The organism is Streptomyces sp. SAS_270 (genome assembly GCF_052543295.1).
This window is the reverse complement of record NZ_JBMNDS010000102.1, coordinates 1-16,906: the sequence shown is the minus strand read 5'-3', so window position 1 is coordinate 16,906 and position 16,906 is coordinate 1. Positions and strand designations below refer to the sequence as shown.

General features: G+C 70.5%; 13 protein-coding genes. 7 read left to right on the top strand and 6 right to left on the bottom strand.

The features are described 5' to 3' along the window. Nucleotides 1–56: 56 nt before the first annotated feature. Genes ACN6LB_RS40775 through ACN6LB_RS40760 form a run of 4 tightly spaced genes read right to left on the bottom strand, consistent with a single transcriptional unit; the run spans nt 57 to nt 3,855 of the window. Nucleotides 57–512 carry a MaoC family dehydratase gene (locus tag ACN6LB_RS40775; RefSeq protein ID WP_356140424.1) on the bottom strand — a complete coding sequence of 152 codons (456 nt, stop codon included), beginning with the start codon at nt 510–512 and terminating at the stop codon, nt 57–59. A gap of 14 nt (nt 513–526) precedes the next feature. Then, nucleotides 527–2,035, bottom strand: a complete 1,509-nt coding sequence (gene menE, locus ACN6LB_RS40770) for an o-succinylbenzoate--CoA ligase (RefSeq protein ID WP_445030287.1) — start codon at nt 2,033–2,035, stop codon at nt 527–529. 27 nt (nt 2,036–2,062) lie between these two features. Then, complete coding sequence (locus ACN6LB_RS40765) at nt 2,063–2,938, bottom strand: amidohydrolase family protein (protein WP_356140426.1); 876 nt, start codon at nt 2,936–2,938, stop codon at nt 2,063–2,065. Continuing rightward, the gene (locus ACN6LB_RS40760) at nt 2,938–3,855 is read right to left on the bottom strand and encodes an SDR family NAD(P)-dependent oxidoreductase (protein ID WP_445030286.1); all 918 of its coding nucleotides are present in this window, start codon (nt 3,853–3,855) and stop codon (nt 2,938–2,940) included. Before ACN6LB_RS40760 ends, ACN6LB_RS40765 begins: the two co-directional genes overlap by 1 nt. A gap of 248 nt (nt 3,856–4,103) precedes the next feature. Here ACN6LB_RS40760 and ACN6LB_RS40755 point away from each other — a divergent pair, with 248 nt between their 5' ends. From ACN6LB_RS40755 to ACN6LB_RS40735, 5 genes are all read left to right on the top strand, one after another. Further along, nucleotides 4,104–4,532: a MarR family winged helix-turn-helix transcriptional regulator gene (locus tag ACN6LB_RS40755; RefSeq protein ID WP_445030285.1), complete on the top strand. Its 429-nt coding sequence runs from the start codon at nt 4,104–4,106 to the stop codon at nt 4,530–4,532. A 13-nt stretch (nt 4,533–4,545) separates the two neighbouring features. Further along, on the top strand, nt 4,546–5,301 hold the full coding sequence (locus tag ACN6LB_RS40750) for an IclR family transcriptional regulator (RefSeq protein WP_445030284.1): 756 nt from the start codon (nt 4,546–4,548) through the stop codon (nt 5,299–5,301). A 107-nt stretch (nt 5,302–5,408) separates the two neighbouring features. Then, a complete protein-coding gene (locus ACN6LB_RS40745; protein WP_445030283.1) occupies nt 5,409–6,611 on the top strand; it encodes a sensor histidine kinase in 1,203 nt (400 codons plus the stop codon). Then, on the top strand, nt 6,608–7,276 hold the full coding sequence (locus tag ACN6LB_RS40740) for a response regulator (protein ID WP_445030282.1): 669 nt from the start codon (nt 6,608–6,610) through the stop codon (nt 7,274–7,276). Before ACN6LB_RS40745 ends, ACN6LB_RS40740 begins: the two co-directional genes overlap by 4 nt. A 205-nt stretch (nt 7,277–7,481) precedes the next feature. Beyond that, nucleotides 7,482–9,593, top strand: coding sequence for an MMPL family transporter (locus ACN6LB_RS40735; protein ID WP_445030281.1), 2,112 nt, complete (start codon nt 7,482–7,484; stop codon nt 9,591–9,593). Here the strand turns inward: ACN6LB_RS40735 and ACN6LB_RS40730 are convergent. Beyond that, nucleotides 9,578–10,636: a hypothetical protein gene (locus ACN6LB_RS40730; protein WP_445030280.1), complete on the bottom strand. Its 1,059-nt coding sequence runs from the start codon at nt 10,634–10,636 to the stop codon at nt 9,578–9,580. The two genes, ACN6LB_RS40735 and ACN6LB_RS40730, sit on opposite strands and share 16 nt — an antisense overlap. A gap of 210 nt (nt 10,637–10,846) precedes the next feature. Here ACN6LB_RS40730 and ACN6LB_RS40725 point away from each other — a divergent pair, with 210 nt between their 5' ends. Continuing rightward, the gene (locus tag ACN6LB_RS40725) at nt 10,847–12,094 is read left to right on the top strand and encodes a L,D-transpeptidase (RefSeq protein ID WP_445030279.1); all 1,248 of its coding nucleotides are present in this window, start codon (nt 10,847–10,849) and stop codon (nt 12,092–12,094) included. Nucleotides 12,095–12,250: 156 nt separating this feature from the next. Here the strand turns inward: ACN6LB_RS40725 and ACN6LB_RS40720 are convergent, their stop codons facing one another. Beyond that, entirely contained in the window at nt 12,251–14,860 is a 2,610-nt protein-coding gene (locus tag ACN6LB_RS40720; protein WP_445030278.1) for a hypothetical protein, read from the bottom strand. A 587-nt stretch (nt 14,861–15,447) separates the two neighbouring features. Here ACN6LB_RS40720 and ACN6LB_RS40715 point away from each other — a divergent pair. After that, the coding region (locus ACN6LB_RS40715; RefSeq protein ID WP_445030277.1) for a glycoside hydrolase family 16 protein at nt 15,448–16,906 on the top strand (1,459 nt) is incomplete at its 3' end.

The following is a 16,906-nucleotide window of genomic DNA, read 5'->3' as shown; positions in this document are numbered from 1 at the left end:
CGCGCCTGCCTTTGGGCAGGTGCGGGCCGTGTAGGCGGGCCGGCGGAGGCAGCCGTTCAGGCGTAGAAGCGCGACAGGCTCTGCAGGACGGCGGCGGGCTTCGCGCCGCCGTCGATCTCTATCGCGCCGTCGACGGCGATCTGCACCCCGCCCGGCACGTCCTCGACGGAGGCGAGCTTCGCGACCAGCCGGATGCGTGAGCCGACCTTCACCGGGGAGGGGAAGCGCACCTTGTTCAGGCCGTAGTTGACCTTCGTGGACACGCCCTCGACGTCGAGCAGCTCGGTGAAGAGCGGGATGAAGAGGGAGAGGGTCAGATAGCCGTGCGCGATGGGTGCGCCGAAGGGGCCCTGGGCGGCCTTCTCCGGGTCGACGTGGATCCACTGGTGGTCTCCGGTGGCGTCGGCGAAGGTGTTGATGCGCTCCTGGGTGATCTCGATCCACTCACTGGTGCCGAGGTCGCTGCCGGCGAGCTTCTTCAGCTCGTCGAGTCCGTTGACGGTGATGCCCATGTGCCGTTCCTTAGCTAAGAGTTGGTGGTGCCGTACCGGGTGCGGACCCGGGACTTGAGGAGCTTGCCGGAGGCGGTGCGCGGCAGTTCGTCCGCGACCACCACCGACTTCGGGATCTTGTACTTGGCGAGGCGTCCGGCCAGCGACGCGAGTACCTCGTCGGGGTCGAGGGCTACTCCCTCGCGGGCGACGACGACCGCGCGCGGCACCTCGCCCCACTTGTCGTCGCGCACGCCGATGACGGCGCACTCGACGATGTCGGGGTGGGCCAGGAGCAGGTCCTCGATCTCGGCGGGATAGATGTTCTCCCCGCCCGAGATGATCATGTCCTTGATGCGGTCGACGATGAAGACGTAGCCGTCCTCGTCGATGCGGGCGGCGTCCCCGCTGCGGAACCAGCCGTCGGCGAAGACGGCGGACGTCTCGTCGGGCAGCCCCCAGTACCCGGGCATGACGTTCGGTCCGCGCACGACGACCTCGCCGGTCTCCCCGACGTCGGCCGGGGTGAGGTCGGGCCGCAGCACGCGCACGTCGGTGAAGAAGTGCGGCACCCCCGCGGAGCCCGCCTTGCCGATCGCGTGCTCGGCGTCCAGGAAGAGCGTGCCGGGCGCGGCCTCGGTCATGCCGTAGCCCTGGAGGAAGGTGAGCCCGCGCTCCTGGTAGGCGGCGATCAGCGGGGTCGGCACGGGCGAGCCGCCGCAGGTGAGGATCCTGAGCGAGGAGAGGTCCGTGTCGGCCCAGCGGGGGTGCCGGGCCACGAGGTCGAACATCGTCGGCACCCCGAACATGAAGGTGATCCGGTGCCGTTCGATCAGGTCGAGGGTGGCCGCCGGGTCGAAGGCCTCGACCAGGACACAGGTGCCGCCCTTGAGCAGCACGGGCAGGGTGAGCATGTTCAGCCCGGCCGTGTGGAACAACGGGGCGGAGACCAGGGCGCGTTCGTCGGCGATCAGATCGGTGTCGACGAGGACGTTGATCGCGTTCCAGGTGAGGTTGCCGTGCGTGAGCATCGCGCCCTTGGGGCGCCCGGTCGTCCCCGAGGTGTACATGATGATGCAGGTGTCGTCGGCGGTGACGGGTTGGTCGATCGGCTCGTCGGCGGCCGAGGCCGTCAACTCCTCGTATTCGGCGCCCACTTCGACGTACGTACGCACATCGGAGCTGCCCGGGAGGCCGGCCACGAGTCCGGCGAACGCGGGCGCGTAGACGAGGGCTTTGGCTCCCGAGTCGGCGAGCTGGTAGGCGATCTCGGGCCCGGCGAGCCGGGTGTTGAGCGGCACGAAGACCGCCCCCAGGGTGCCCGCCGCGAACAGTGTCTCCAGGTACGAGGGGTGGTTGGGACCCAGGTAGGCGATCCGGTCGCCCCGGCGGATGCCGCGGGCCTTCAGGGCGTGGGCGAGCCGGGTGGTGCGCCCGTACAGCTCCGCGTAGCTGACCGCGGTGTCCCCGTGGATCAGGGCGGTGCGGTGGGGGGTCTTGCGGGCCCGGCGTGCGGGCCACGACCCCAGTCCCTCGTTGCGCATCGTTGCGCCCCTCTGCGAGTCGGGGAGTTACGGTTTCGACAGCCCGAGCAGCCGGGCCGCGTTCTCCTTGAGGATCTTCGGCCGGACCTCGTCCTTGATGGCCAGCTTGGCGAAGTCGGCGAGCCAGCGGTCCGGGGTGAGGACCGGGTAGTCGGAGCCGAACAGCACCTTGTCCTTGAGCAGCGTGTTCGCGTACTGGATCAGCTGCGGCGGGAAGTACTTGGGCGACCAGCCGGACAGGTCGATGTGCACGCCCGGCTTGTGCGTGGCGACGGCGAGCGCCTCGTCCTGCCAGGGGAAGGACGGGTGCGCCAGAATAATCTTGAGGTGGGGGAAGTCGGCGGCTACGTCGTCGACGTGCAGCGGGTTGGAGTACTTCAGCCGGATCCCGCCGCCGCCGGGGACTCCGGCGCCGATCCCGGTCTGTCCCGTGTGGAACAGCGCGATGGTGCCGGTCTCCTCGATCACCTCGTACAGGTCGTACGCCACCGAGCGGTCGTTGGGGAAGAACCCCTGGATGCTGGGGTGGAACTTGAAGCCCTTCACCCCGTACTCCTCGACCAGGCGGCGGGCCTGCTTGACCCCCGCCTTGCCGCGGAAGGGGTCGATGGACGCGAACGGGATGAGGACGTCCGGGTTGGCGGCGGCCGCCTCGGCGACCTCCTCGTTGGGGACGGGTTCGGTGCCGGTGGCGGACTCGGCGTCCACCGTGAAGATCACGGCGGCCATCTTCCGCTCACGGTAGTAGGCGGCCGTCTCCTCCAGGGTGGGCTTCCGCTTGCCCTCGACCTTGAAGTAGGCGCTGGAGGCGTCGTGCAGGTCGTCGTCGAGCGAGGCGTGACCCTTGGAGGAGACCTCCGCATGGGTGTGGACGTCGATCGCGACGAGTTCGTTCGGGTCCATCACGCCTCCGGGAGCTTCGGCGCGGGGATCCCGACGGTCTGCGGCTCGGCGCCGAGGGAGCCGGCCCAGACATCGGCGAGGGTGTCCGGGGTCCAGCCGCCGTCCGCGTACGCCGCCTTGATCTCCTGCGGATGCGACCAGAGTGCCACCTTGTCGCCGCCGATGCCGATGGCCTGGCCGGTGACACCGCGGGCGGCCTCGGAGGCGAGGAACGGCACGAGGGCCGCGCAGTCCTCGGCGGTGCCGAAGCCCTCGCCCTTGCGGAGGAAGTCCGGCAGCGGCGCGCCGCCCTTCATGGCCTCGATGTAGGGCGCGAAGGCGGGGATGGTCTCGGTCATCGCGGTGGCGGCGACCGGCACGATCGCGTTGACGGTGATGCCCGCGCGGCCCAGCTCCATCGACCACGTACGGGCCATGGCGGCGATGCCTGCCTTCGCCGCGGCGTAGTTCGTCTGGCCGAAGTTCCCGCGCTGTCCGGCCGGCGAGCCGACCAGGATCAGGCTGCCGCCCTCGCCCTGCTCGCGCATCCGTACGGCGGCGGCGCGTGCGCAGGTGAAGGTGCCCTTGAGGTGGGTGGTGATCACCGCGTCGAAGTCTTCGTCGGTCATCTTCCACAGCACCTTGTCGCGCAGGATGCCCGCGTTGGTGACCAGGATGTCGAGCCGTCCGAACTCCTCGACCGCCCGCGAGACGAGCCGGTCCGCAGCCTCGGTGGTGCCGACCGCGACCACCTCGGCGACAGCCCGGCCGCCGGCCTCGGTGATGGACTTGACGGCCTGCTCGGCGACGGCCTCGTCGATGTCGTTGACGACCACGGAGGCGCCGTGGGCGGCCAGGGCGTGCGCGTAGGCCAGGCCGAGGCCACGGCCGCTGCCGGTGACGACGGCGACCTTGCCGGTGAGATCGATGCTGGGCACGAGGGGATCCCTTCACGCAGGAGGTACGGCTGTCGGTCGCACTCGGTACGACCACGAGATCGAAGCTAAGGACAATAATTGTTGACGTCAATAGTTGTTGCCGACTCGTCCGTACGTCATGCTGGATGCCGTAGCTACGAACCGCCCCGCCCGGGGCCCGGCCCAGGGAGCCCGTCATCGCAGGTCAGCAGCACGCCACGGACCATGCCGCAGGACCGGCCGCCGCCATCGACGCCCAGGAGCCGTGGATGCGCGGACTGCACGCCGACACCGGCTACCTGCTGTACCGGCTCGGGCTGCGCTCCGGGCAGCTGTTCAACACGTTCCTCCAGGAGTCCGGGCTGCGCCTGCGCCACTACGCGCTGCTGCGCCTTCTGGCGGGCTGCGAGGGCGCGCTCCAGCGGGAGCTGAGCACCCGGCTCGGCTACGACCCGAGCGCGATCGTCGGCCTGGTCGACGACCTGGAGAAGCTGGAATTCGCCGAGCGCCGCCCCTCCCCGGACGACCGGCGCAGCCGCATCGTCGTGCTGACCGACACCGGCCGGGCCTTCCTCCAGGGCACCGACGAGGCCGGGCTGCGCGTCACGAACGACCTGCTCGGGCCCCTCGACCCGGCCGAGCGGGAGACCCTGCACGCCCTTCTGCAGCGGGTCGCCGAGACCGGGCTCACCTCATGACCGCGCCACGCCCATGACACCGCGCTCCGCACCCGACCGACTGCTCGCCGTGCTCGCCGCCTTCGACCACGGGCACCCGGCACTGAGCCTGACGGACATCAGCCGCCGCGCCGGGCTCACCCTCACCACCGCCCACCGGCTGGTCGGCGCGCTCACCGACTGGGGCGCCCTGGAGCGGGACGAGGACGGCGTCTACCACGTGGGCCTGCGCCTGTGGGAGCTCGCCGCGCTCGCCCCGCGTGCGCTCGCCCTGCGGCAGATCGCGCTGCCGTACCTGGAGGACCTGTACGAAGCGACGCACGAGAACGTCCAGTTGGCGGTCCGCGACGGCTGCGAGGTCGTCTACATCGAGTGGATCTCCGGGCGCTCCGCGGTCGGCGTGCACATCCGCGTCGGCGCCCGCTGGCCGCTGCACGCGACCGGTGTGGGCCTCGCCCTCCTCGCTCATGGCGAACCGGCCCTCCAGGACGCCTACTGCGCGCGTCCGCTCGCCTCCTTCACCCCGCACACGATCACCGATCCGGCCCGACTGCGCCGCGTCCTCGCCGAAGTACGCCGCACGGGCGTGGCGGTGAGTACCCGTCAGGTCACCGACGACGCCCTGTCGGTGGCCGCTCCGGTACGCGGCCCGGGGGGCGCGGTGCCCGCGGCGGTCTCCGTCGTGGTGCCCGAACGCGACGCGCAGGTACCGGCGTTGATCCCTGCGGTACGACTCGCGGCGCGCGGCATATCGCGGGCGCTGGGCTGGCAGCCGGCGAGGGAGACCTGACACTTTCCGGGATCGGTCGACAAGCGCCGGATATCCCTCGCACCGGTGAGGACGGGACAGTGCACCGGTCGCAATACTGAAGCGGCCCTTGCCCCGAGGAGCCGCCCATGTCCGCTCAGCCCTGGTTCACACCCGCCCTTGAACGGTTGCGGACCGCCAACCCGTACGCCGTCGACACCGCACTCGCCGCGCTGGTGCTGTTCGCCGCGTCCCTGCAGTGGATCTTCCCCGACGAGGGGGACGACCGGTTGTCCTGGCAGGGGTTCCTGCTCGCCGTCGGCACGGCGGTGCCGCTGGTGTGGCGGCGCCGGGCACCGTTCCGGAGCGCCTGCGCGGTCTCGGCGGCCACGACCACCATGGCCGTGCATCACGCGCCGCCGCCGGACGTGGCGTACGGCGGACTGGTCGTCCTCTACACAGTCGCCGTGGTCTGCCCGCCCTGGCAGCGGCGCCTCATGCTGGTCGGCTGGCTGGTCGGCGCGTCGTCGAGCATGAGCGTCATGGAGCACGCCCAGCCCTTCGAGTACGCCTTCCAACTGCTGACGATCGTCAGCGCGTACGGGTTCGGGGTGCTCGCCCGGGTCCAGCGCGCCTACACCGCCGCACTGGAGGACCGCGCCCGTCGGCTGGAGCGGGAGCGCGCCGCCGACACCGCGCGGGCGCTGGCCCAGGAGCGCGCCCGCATAGCCCGGGACATGCACGACATCCTGGCCCATGCGGTGAGCCTGATGGTGGTGCAGGCCGAGGCCGGGCCGGTCGTCGTGCGCAGCGATCCGGCGCGCGCCGAGGCGGTGTTCGACGCGATCGCGGGGGCCGGGCGCGACGCGATGACTCAGCTGCGGCGAATCCTCGGCGTCCTCAAGGAGGAGCGGCGGGAGGACTGTTCGCCTCGGCTGCCGCAGCCGGGCCTCGCCGCGCTCGCCGCCCTGGTGCGGCAGGTCGGCGAATCCGCGGGCCTGCGTACGGAGTTGAGCACTTCCGGGCAGCCGCGCCCGCTGCATCCGGACACCGAGGTGGCCGTCTACCGGGTCGCGCAGGAGGCCCTCACGAACACCGTGAAGCACGCGTACGCTGCCTCCGCGACCGTGGAACTGAGCTGGGCGGAGGACGCGTTGACACTCACGGTGACGGACGACGGACGGGGCCCGGCGGATGCGCCGTCGCGGGACGGCGGGCACGGGCTGATCGGCATCCGGGAGCGGGCCGCGGCCTGCGGGGGCAGCGCCGACACCGGCCGGGGTCCCGCGGGCGGCTTCCGTGTCGTCGTACGGCTGCCGACCGCGGCCGACCGGCAGGCGGCCCTGGGGTGAGCATCCGGGTGGTCGTCGCCGACGACCAGGAGCTGGTCCGCAGCGGCTTCAGCATGGTCCTTCCGGCGCAGGAGGACATCGAGGTGGTCGCCGAGGCCGGTGACGGCGCCGAGGCCGTCGCCGCGGTGCACCGGCACGCCCCCGACGTGCTGCTGCTCGACATCCGCATGCCCGGCACGGACGGCCTGGAGGCCGCCCGGCAGGTGTGCGCGCAGTCGAGCTGCCGGGTCGTCATGCTGACCACCTTCGACCTCGACGAGTACGTGTACGAGGCGCTGTACGCCGGGGCAAGTGGCTTTCTGCTCAAGGACGTTCGCCGTGACGACCTGGTGCACGCGGTACGGGTCGTCGCCGCGGGCGACTCACTGCTCGCGCCGGCCGTGACGCGCCGGCTGGTCGCGGACGTCGTCCGGCGCCGCCGCGAGGAGGCCACCGCCCGGGTCACGCCGCAGCGCCTGGACGCCCTCACCGCGCGAGAGGCGGAGATCCTCCGCATGCTGGCCCGCGGGCTGACCAACTCGGAGATCGCGACCACGCTCTTCGTCAGCGAGCACACCGTCAAGACCCATGTCAGCAACGTGCTGAGCAAGCTGGGCCTGCGGGACCGGGTCCAGGCCGTGATCTGCGCGTACGAGACGGGCCTTGTGACGCCGGGCGCCCCCTGAGCGCCTCTGTCACATCCCCGGTCGTGCGCCCGGCCGGGGATGTGACACGGGCTCTGAGCGTCTTCGGCCTCCCTCCGAAGAGTGAGCCGGGTGCCCACATCCCTCGTGCGAGGGAGCCCGGAAAACCGCTCCCTCCGGCGATCCGGTGAGCACCCGCGCGCCGCGAACCTGAAGGCGATACCCACGACCATCGCCGGGAGGGACCGTGCTCGCCACGATCACCCGGGCGGCCACCCGTCGCCCGCTCACCGTCATCAGTCTCTGGACGCTCTTCATCCTGCTCGGCTTCGGCCTGGGCACCGGCGTCTTCGGCCGCCTCTCCGACGAGGTGCCGAACATCCCCGGCACCGAGTCGGAGCGGGCCGCGCAGTACCTCGACGGCGTCGACCGGACCGGCGAGTCGATCACCGGCGTCGTCGAGGGCACCGCGGTCTCCGATCCGGCTCTGCACTCCCAGGTCACCCGGGCCGTCGCCTACGTTCGGGGCATCGCTGGAGTCGCGGCCGTGCCCGACCCGTTCACCACCCGCGGGCTCACCTCTGAGGACGGCCGAGCCCTGATCATCCCCGTGACCCTCGCGGGCGGCCTCTCCGACGATCAGGAGGAGCGGGCCGTGGACGCGGCCGCCGCGCGCATCAGGCAGATCGAGGCCCCCGAAGTCCACGTCAGCGGCGGCCCGTTGCTCGGCAAGCAGATCGGCGAACGGGCCCAGGAGGACGTGAAGAAGGCCGAGTTCATCTCCCTGCCCGTCGTGCTCGCACTGCTGCTCGTCGTCTTCGGCGGACTGCGCTCCGCCGGGCTGCCCCTGGTGATCGCGGTCAGCGGCATCGCGGGCGCTTTCCTCGCACTGTTGGGCTTCAGCCACGTCACGGACATCTCCGTGTACGCGATCCAGGTCACCACCATGCTCGGGCTCGGCCTCGCGATCGACTACGCGCTGCTGATCCTGGTCCGCTTCCGCGAGGAACGCCGGGAGACCGACGATGTGGTCGAGGCCGTGCAGCGCACGCTCGCCGGGGCCGGGCGGACGGTGATGTTCTCCGGGCTCACCGTCGCGGTCAGCCTCGCCGGCCTGCTGGTGTTCCCGAGCACGTTCCTGCGCAGCATGGGCCTGGCGGTGGCCGCGGTGGTCTTCATCGACATGCTGGCCGCCCTCACCCTGCTGCCCGCGCTCCTCGCCCGGTTCGGCGCGAAGATCGCCCCGTCGCGCCCTCGGCCGGGCCGCGAGGAGGGCCGCGTGTTCGCCCGCCTCGCCCGCTTCTCGGCGCGCCGACCGCTCGTCGTCGTGGCCGCGGTCGTGCCCGCCCTGCTGGTCCTCGCCCTGCCGGCCACCGGCATGAGGATCATCCTCGGGGACGCGAAGCAGTTGCAGACCGGCACCGAGGCGCGGCAGTTGTACGACACCGTCAACGCCCACTTCCCGCCCGGCACCGGGGTCTCACCGGTGACCGTCGTCCTGAAGCCGGGCGCCGACACGGAGGTCGCCGCCCGCATCCTCGCCCTGCCGCAGGCCACCGGCACCACTCCGCTGGCGGACGGCGGCACCAGGGTCGACCTCCAGCCGTCCGGCAGCGTCGACGGCAAGGCGGCGACCGATCTCGTCCAGCTGGTCCGCGACCTGCGCGGCAGCGAACCCGTCCAGGTCACCGGCCCGGCCGCCCGGCTGGTCGACTTCCGGGCGATGCTCGCCGACCGCGTCCCATGGGCGGCCCTCACGGTCCTGATCGGCGTCCTCGTGCTGCTGTTCGCGTTCACCGGTTCGCTGCTGATCCCGCTGCGCACCCTGGTGACGACGCTGCTCAGCCTGGGCGCCGCGCTCGGCGCCGTGGTGTGGGTCTTCCAGGACGGGCACCTCGCCGGGGCGCTGGGCACCGAGGGACAGGGCGCGCTGAGCCTGACCTCGCCGCCTCTCGTCATCGCGATCGCCTTCGGACTCGCCATGGACTACGAACTGTTCATCCTCGGCCGGATGCGCGAGCACCGGCTGCGCACCGGTGACGACCGCGAGGCCGTGGTGACCGGCCTGCGCCGCTCCGGACGCGTGGTGACCTGCGCCGCGCTGCTCCTCGCCGTCGTCTTCGGCGCCTTCATGACCGGCGGTTTCTCCGCGATCCTCCAGATCGGCCTCGGTCTGACTCTGGCGGTGCTGATCGACGCCACCGTCGTACGGATGCTCCTGGTGCCCGCGACGATGACCCTGCTGGGGAGGTGGGCCTGGTGGGCGCCAGGACCCCTGCGGCGGGTGCACGAACGGTTCGGGCTGCGTGAGGAGGCACCCACCGTGCCCCGGCAGCCGACCGGTCACCGAGCCGGATAGAGGCAGTCCGTCCCCGTCGCCCGGTGGGTGACGGACTGTGTCGCGAGGTGGGCCCGGAACTCGTAGCAGCCGTCGTTCCAGTGGGTCTCGTCGAGGGCGCTGACCTTGGCGAGGACGACGACGTCGGAGGCCGAGCGTCGGGTGGTGACCGCTGCGGCGACCGGATCGCGCGGCGCCGGGAGGCCCATCGAGTCGGTGCGCGGCAGCGCGAGGGCCCGCTTCAACTCGGCGTCGGAGAGGGTGCCGTCATCGGCTGCGCGCTCGATCCGCCCCTCGATCTTCCGGGCGCTCGCGTCCAGTTCGGCGCGCTGGTCCGCCTTGTCCCGCGCCTCCCGCTCCCGCTCGATGCGGGAGCAGCCGTCCGGCTTCAGCTTCCTGGCGCTGACGCTGCGTGGATGCTCCCGCACACGGAACTCGTAGCAGTCCCGCTCCAGCGGGGCGCCGGGCTTCCCCAACAGCATTGCCAGTACGACCAGTTGCTCGCCCTTGGTCTCCTGGCCCGCGACGTTGATGCCGTAGGTCCGCCAGACCTCGGCGTTCTGCGCAGCCATGAGATCGCCGGCGGACAGGGCCGAGCGCAGCTCCGTGACGACGTCGGCGGCGACGTCCGCGGTGGGCCGGTAGGGGAGAATCGGCCGGTCGCGGCAGACCTTCTCAGAGATCTCATGGGCCGTGACGGACGGCGGCTCGATGTCGAAACGGTAGCAGCCGCTGACCTCGGTGGCGGCCATGAGCCCCGGCCCGAGCCCCCTGAACTGCTGGGTCACCGTGACCTGTTGTCCCGTTCGGCGGACCTGCGCGTTCGACCTGTTCAGGGGCGAGAGGGCCCGGTCGATCTCGGTGCCGAGGAGTGTCCCGTCCGCGGCCGCCTGCGTCAGCCGGATCCTCGCCGCGTCCACGGACCGCTTCATGCTGTCGCGCGCCTTGCCCTCGTCGCGCCCCGAGGCCGTGCCGAGCCACACCATCCCGCCCAGCACCAGAGCCAGGGCACCGCCCAGCACGACCAGACAGCCCTGCAGCACGCATCCCCCGCGCATCGCCATGTCCGCAGACTCCCCCACCGCCGCCCGCGCGAAGGGACCCGTGTCCGACACGTGATCGAACAGGGCCCCGTACGAGACAGACGCCCGACCCCGCCTCTCGCACCCCGTCCTCACCGGAATCTCAGACAGCGGCCCCCGGATTCAAAGGGTCGACCCAGACAAGTGGCGCACGATGCACCAACAGTGGTGATCACCGAAGAAAGGCGTGCCGTGGGCGTCCCTCAGATATCGAACCGGTCCGAGCGGCCGGCGTGGTCGCGGCGTGGGATCCTCGCCGCGCTCGGCGTCCTGCCGGCGGCCGCCCTGACCGGTTGCAGCGCTTCGGCGGACGCCTCCGAGGGGAAGGGCACGACCACGGGTACGGGCAAATCGGCCGGTGCGAAGGCCGCGCAGACGAAGGCGCCCACGCTCACCGTCTCTCCCGCCGACGGCACGAAGAAGGCCGCCTTCACCAGCCCGGTCGAGGTCACCGTGGCCGACGGCACGCTGTCGGCCGTGAAGGTCACCGGCAACGACGGATCCACCCTCGCCGGTTCCCTCAACGAGGCGCGGACGAGGTGGACTTCCACCCGGAACCCGTACTCGGGCACGAAGTACACGGTCACGGCGCAGACACAGGGGGCCGACGAGGAGAGCACGACCTTCACCACCAAGTCGCCCGGGGAGACCTTCGTCGGCTACTTCACGCCGGAGGCGGGCTCCACCTCCGGCGTGGGCATGCCGGTGTCGATCAACTTCACCGAGGCCGTCAAGGACCGGGTCGCCGTACAGAAGGCGATCACGGTGACGGCCGAGCCCGCGGTCGAGGTCGTCGGCCACTGGTTCAGCGACACCCGGCTGGACTTCCGGCCCGAGGAGTACTGGGCCGCGGGCACGAAGGTCACGCTGAGCCTGCGCCTCAAGGACGTCGAGGGCGCGGACGGCGTGTACGGCACGCAGTCCAAGGACGTCACGTTCCACATCGGCCGCTCGCAGATCAGCACGGTCGACCTGGCGGCGAAGACGATGACGGTGCAGCGGGACGGCGCCACCTATGCGACCTACCCCGTCACCGGCGGCGACTCCGACCACACCACCTGGTCCGGGATCATGGTGATCAGCGAGCGGTTCAAGCAGACCCGCATGGAGTCCTCGACGGTCGGTCTGGGCGACGAGTACGACATCAAGGACGTCCCGCACGCCCAGCGCCTGACCACCTCCGGCACCTTCGTGCACGGCAACTACTGGGCCTCCACTTCAGTGTTCGGCCACACCAACGCCAGCCACGGCTGTGTGGGCCTGCACGATGCGAAGGGCGCGAGCGACAGTTCCGTGGCGGGCTACAAGTTCTACAAGAGCTCGATGCTCGGTGACGTGGTCGTCGTGAAGAACTCGGGTGAGAGGACCGTGGACCCGGCCAACGGCCTCAACGGCTGGAACCTGTCCTGGGCGGACTGGAAGGCGGGCAGCGCCCTGTAGCCCTGCAGTTGCCTTCCGATGCTGCCCGCACATTCCGGCCTCGTGTCCGGGCCGCAGGAGGATGCCGCAGCCTGAGCCCGTCCCGCCAGGACCGGGCCCACGCTGCTTCGGCACTGCGCTCACCGTGCCACTCGGCGCTCATTCACGGGACACGGCTCAGTCGTCGGAAGGGCAGGGGAACCGCCCGCCGGGCCCCCAATGGGTGACGGGAGCCATGCGGACGGAGACCGCTCCGCACGTCAGGTCCGTCCTGATGACACTCTCCGGCGTGATCTCCCGGACGTGGAACTCCTTGCCCGGCGGGAATTTCAGGCCGTGCCCCAGGTTGATGATCCCTGATTCGCCGACGTAGTCCCGGACCCCGTACTTCTGCAGGTAGGTGATGACCGCGCTGGGGGTGAATTCCGGGTCCGTGTCGTAGATGTCGTCCATGGCGCCGAAGAGGATGTTGACGGCGTCGTAGCCGGCCGCCGCGTCCGCGTCCGGGTTCTTGTCGAACGCCTTTTTGAGGCTTTTGGCGAAGGTTCCCGACGGGTCGGGGCTGCTGAACTGGTTGTAGAACAGCGTCAGCGCACTGTATTTCTGCGCCATGAGGTGACGGTTCAGGATGAGGTCCGGGGCGGGACTCTCGGCGAGCACCGCCACACGTCCCTTGTGGGTACGGCATCCCCGGTCGCCCTGGAGATAGTGGAACAGGTCGTGCATGACGCCGGAACGGCTCGCGAAGAGGACGAAGCCGTCGGTCTCGCGGACCAGTGTGCAGACCTTCGCGGCGACCTCGGGGGACTGGTCCCCGCGGGTGGACTCGGTGTAGGGAACCTCGTGGGTGTCCCCCATCCCGCGGTAGGCCTCCTCGAAGCGATGGGCCAGGTCGGCGCTGAAGTACCGGTCGTCGGGGTCGAAGACGACGATGGCCGGCGGCCCCGCCCGACCGGCGGACGGCTTGGTCACCGCGCGCAGCCGCGGGGAGTACCTGGCGAAGGTCGCCATGCCACGGGCGACGTAGGCGTCCGGCGGCGAGATCTGGAAGTAGGACACCGGGGAGTCGCCCTCGACCATGGGCTGTCCGGAGACACCGGTGCCGAGTACGGGGATGCCGGCGTCACCCAGTTCGATGGCCGCCTGCAACGACTCGGGGCGACTCTGGGTGAGCCCGATGACCGCGGAGATGTTGTCGCGCCGGGCCCGCGAGACGATCATCGCGGCGACATCCACGGTGCTGGGGTTGGTGTGGTTGAGCCCCTGGTGCGAGCCGTAGGTGAAGTACTCCCCCGCGTTCGCGATCAGCAGCCGGACCGGCACCTGGGACTTCAGCCGCAGCGAGTTGACCTGCTGCTGTGCGAGCAGTGCGCCGCGCAGCATCTGGATGCCGGTCGGCGAGGCGCGCCGGGACTGGGAGCCCACGCTGAGCGGAGCGAAGAACACGAGGGTGCGATACGGCTCATGACGGTCCACCTCCTGGTTCTGCCGCCGCAGCACGTCCTCCAGGGGCTTCAGTTCCGAGGCGTACAGGCCCTGTCCGAGCTCGCAGCCGTCCGTGCCGTCGGTCAGGCCCACCACCTCGCCGGTCGCCACGTGCGTGCACGAGTCCGGCGTGCTCGGCCGTGTCGTCACGAAGGCGACGGTGGAGGCGACCACGGTCGCCACCAGGGCGGCGACCACCGGACGTGCCCAGTCCCGCCAGCGGTTGGGCCGGGAGCGGACCTTGCGGTGCACCGCCACCCAGTCGGCCGCGGCGCCGTCGTCGGCATGCCGGGAGACCGGAACGAGGTACGCGCCCTCGATCTGCCGTCCCGCCGCTGCCGCCGCGAGCACGGCGCCGATGCCCTGTGCGGGGCCGCGCGAGCCCTGCTGGGGAACCTCGACGGCGTAGGAGGGGATGTCCGTGGTCGCGGCCGCCAGCACCAGCACGGGGCAGGCAGGCACCTCACGCCCGACCGCGACGAAGGTGTCGAGGAGCTTGCGACTGAGGGAGCCCTCGCTGCCGAGGGAGGGCAGGAGCAGAACGAAGGGCCAGGACCGCCGGGGCCGTCTCGGGCTCAGCAGGGCCGGTCGGGACGCCTCGGCCAGATCGTGCAGCAGGGCGGTCAGCAGGACCTGGCGCACCACCGCCTCGTCCCGCGGCACGGTGGCCTCTCCGTCGGCCACCCGGTCGCGGGACCGTTCCCGCAGCACCACCGCCGCGTTGAGGAAGCTCCGCCCGGGCTCCCCCAGCAGCCGTCCCACCCACTGCATCCGGCCTCCGCGGTTGATGCGGAACCCGTACCACCGCCTCCACAGCCACGCCAGGGGCGCCCCCGCGGCCTTGAGGACGGCCGCCCATCCCTTGGGCGCGAGCACGTCACCGACAGCGTCGGCCCCGTTTCCCCACCCCAAATTCCACGCGTACTTTCCGTACAGGACGTCCCGAATGGCTCGCTGTTCCTCGTCCGCGTCCTCCGCGGGCAACTCGGCCTGCAGGACCGAGAGGCAGATGTCGAACTCGGTGCGCCGCAGTTTTCCGGCACCGTCCGGCATGGTCGAACGGAACTGCCGAGCCACGTGACGGAGCAGCATGACATGCTCATTGCCGGTGACCGCGCATTCCTCGGGCGGGGCGGGCAGCCGTGCCTCGTCCACGATCGCGTGCGGCACAAGACTGGGAATGTGCCCCGACTCTCCCGTCGCCGACCGCAGCAACCTCTGACGGTAGAAGGTGAGCAGGTCCGCGAGGCCGGGATCGGCCTCCGGCGCCGAGGCGTCGTCCACGGCCTCCCGGACGAACACCAGGGCGGGAATGCGCGCCTTTCGCGAGCGCCGCGGAAATGCAATTCCCGCGTGTCGGTCGACGATGACTTTGTCGGTCGCTCTCAGCACATCGTGAAATGACTTGGGCAGGACAAAGCCCGTGTTTTCTCCGGAAGGAGAAGAAGGAGAAGGTGACATCAGGTCCTCCGAATGACGTGGAGGCGGGACACCTTACGGGCCCGGATGAGCAGTCCCGTGACCGTTAATTGGTTTTTTCTCCTCCCTGATCGAATGTGATCGCCGACTGAATGCGATCGGCCGATCGAGAGAAAGGAGAGGCCGGTGATCCGACCTGCCCGGTCCCGGAACTTCACCCGGGGAGCAGGCACAGCCGCAAAGAACATCTCCATGGAAAGCGCCGCAGATCAGGACCAAGTGTCACCGAAGTGGCATTCCCAGCAGAGACCGCCCCACCTTCACCACCTGAACTCCACTACAGCGAAAGGACTTTCTCGGCTTTATCTCTTGACGACCGGAGTGACAGAGAGCACATTGGCCGCGCAGCTGCGATGAGAGCGCTCTCAAAATCACCCGCGCACCCCCACTCCGTACCCGAAGAGGCACCCATGAGTGAACCCTCCGGATCACCAGCCAGACGTGGCCCCCTGCGGCGCGTACTCGTCGCCGTCGTCGGCACCCTGAGCCTGGCCGCGGCCGCGGCGACGGCGGCCACCCTCCCCGCGAACGCGTCCGCGCCCACGCCCCCGTCCGGCTGGTCCCAGGTCTTCGTCGACGACTTCAACGGGGCCGCCGGCTCCGGCGTCAACACCGCCAACTGGCAGTACGACACGGGCACCAGCTATCCCGGCGGCGCCGCCAACTGGGGCACCGGCGAGGTCGAGACGATGACCTCCAGCACGAACAACGTCTCGCTCGACGGCAACGGAAACCTCCGGATCACCCCGCTGCGCGACTCCTCCGGCCACTGGACGTCGGGCCGCATCGAGACCAACCGGACCGACTTCCAGCCACCGGCCGGCGGAAAACTGCGCGTCGAGTCCCGGCTGCAGATGCCGAACGTGACCGGCGCCGCCGCGAAGGGCTACTGGCCCGCGTTCTGGATGCTGGGCGCGCCCTACCGCGGCAACTACCAGAACTGGCCGGGCGTCGGCGAGCTGGACATCATGGAGAACGTCCAGGGCCTCAACACCGACTGGTCGACCGTCCACTGCGGCACCAACCCGGGCGGCCCCTGCAACGAGACCTCCGGCATCGGCAATTCGACGTCCTGCGCGGGCACGACATGTCAGGCCGGCTTCCACACCTACGCGATGGAGTGGGACCGCTCGACGAGCCCCGAGGAGGTCCGCTTCTACCTCGACGGCGTCAACTTCCATACGGTGAAGGCAAATCAGGTCGACGCCACGACCTGGGCGAACGCCACCAACCACGGCTACTTCGTCATCCTGAACGTGGCAATGGGCGGCGGCTTCCCCGACGCCTTCGGCGGCGGCCCCGACAGCGGCACCGAGCCCGGCCACCCGCTGGTCGTCGACTACGTGCAGGTGCTGCAGTCCAGTGGGAGCGGTACCACACCTCCGCCGACCGGCAACCGCGACGCCTACAGCGCCGTCCAGGCCGAGTCGTACGACAGCCAGTCGGGCACCAGCACCGAGAGCACCTCGGACACCGGCGGCGGGCAGAACATCGGCTCGCTGGCAAATGGCGACTGGGCGCTCTACAAGGGTGTCAACTTCGGCTCCACAGCCGCCAAGCAGTTCTATGCCCGGGTCGCGAGCGGCGCGGCGGGCGGGGTCAGCGGACTGGTCGAGGTGCGTCTCGACAGCCGTACCAGCTCACCCATCGGCAGCTTCTCGCTCGCCAACACCGGGGGCTGGCAGAGCTGGAAGACCACCCCGGCGAACATCAGCAGCGTCACCGGCACCCACGACGTCTATCTGACCTTCACCAGCGGCCAATGTGCTCTCTGTCACTCCGGCCGTCAAGAGGTGAAGTCGAGAAAGTCCTTTCGCCGTACGGGAGTTCACGCCTTGAAGAAACCCCTCCGGCCGTTTCGGACGTACC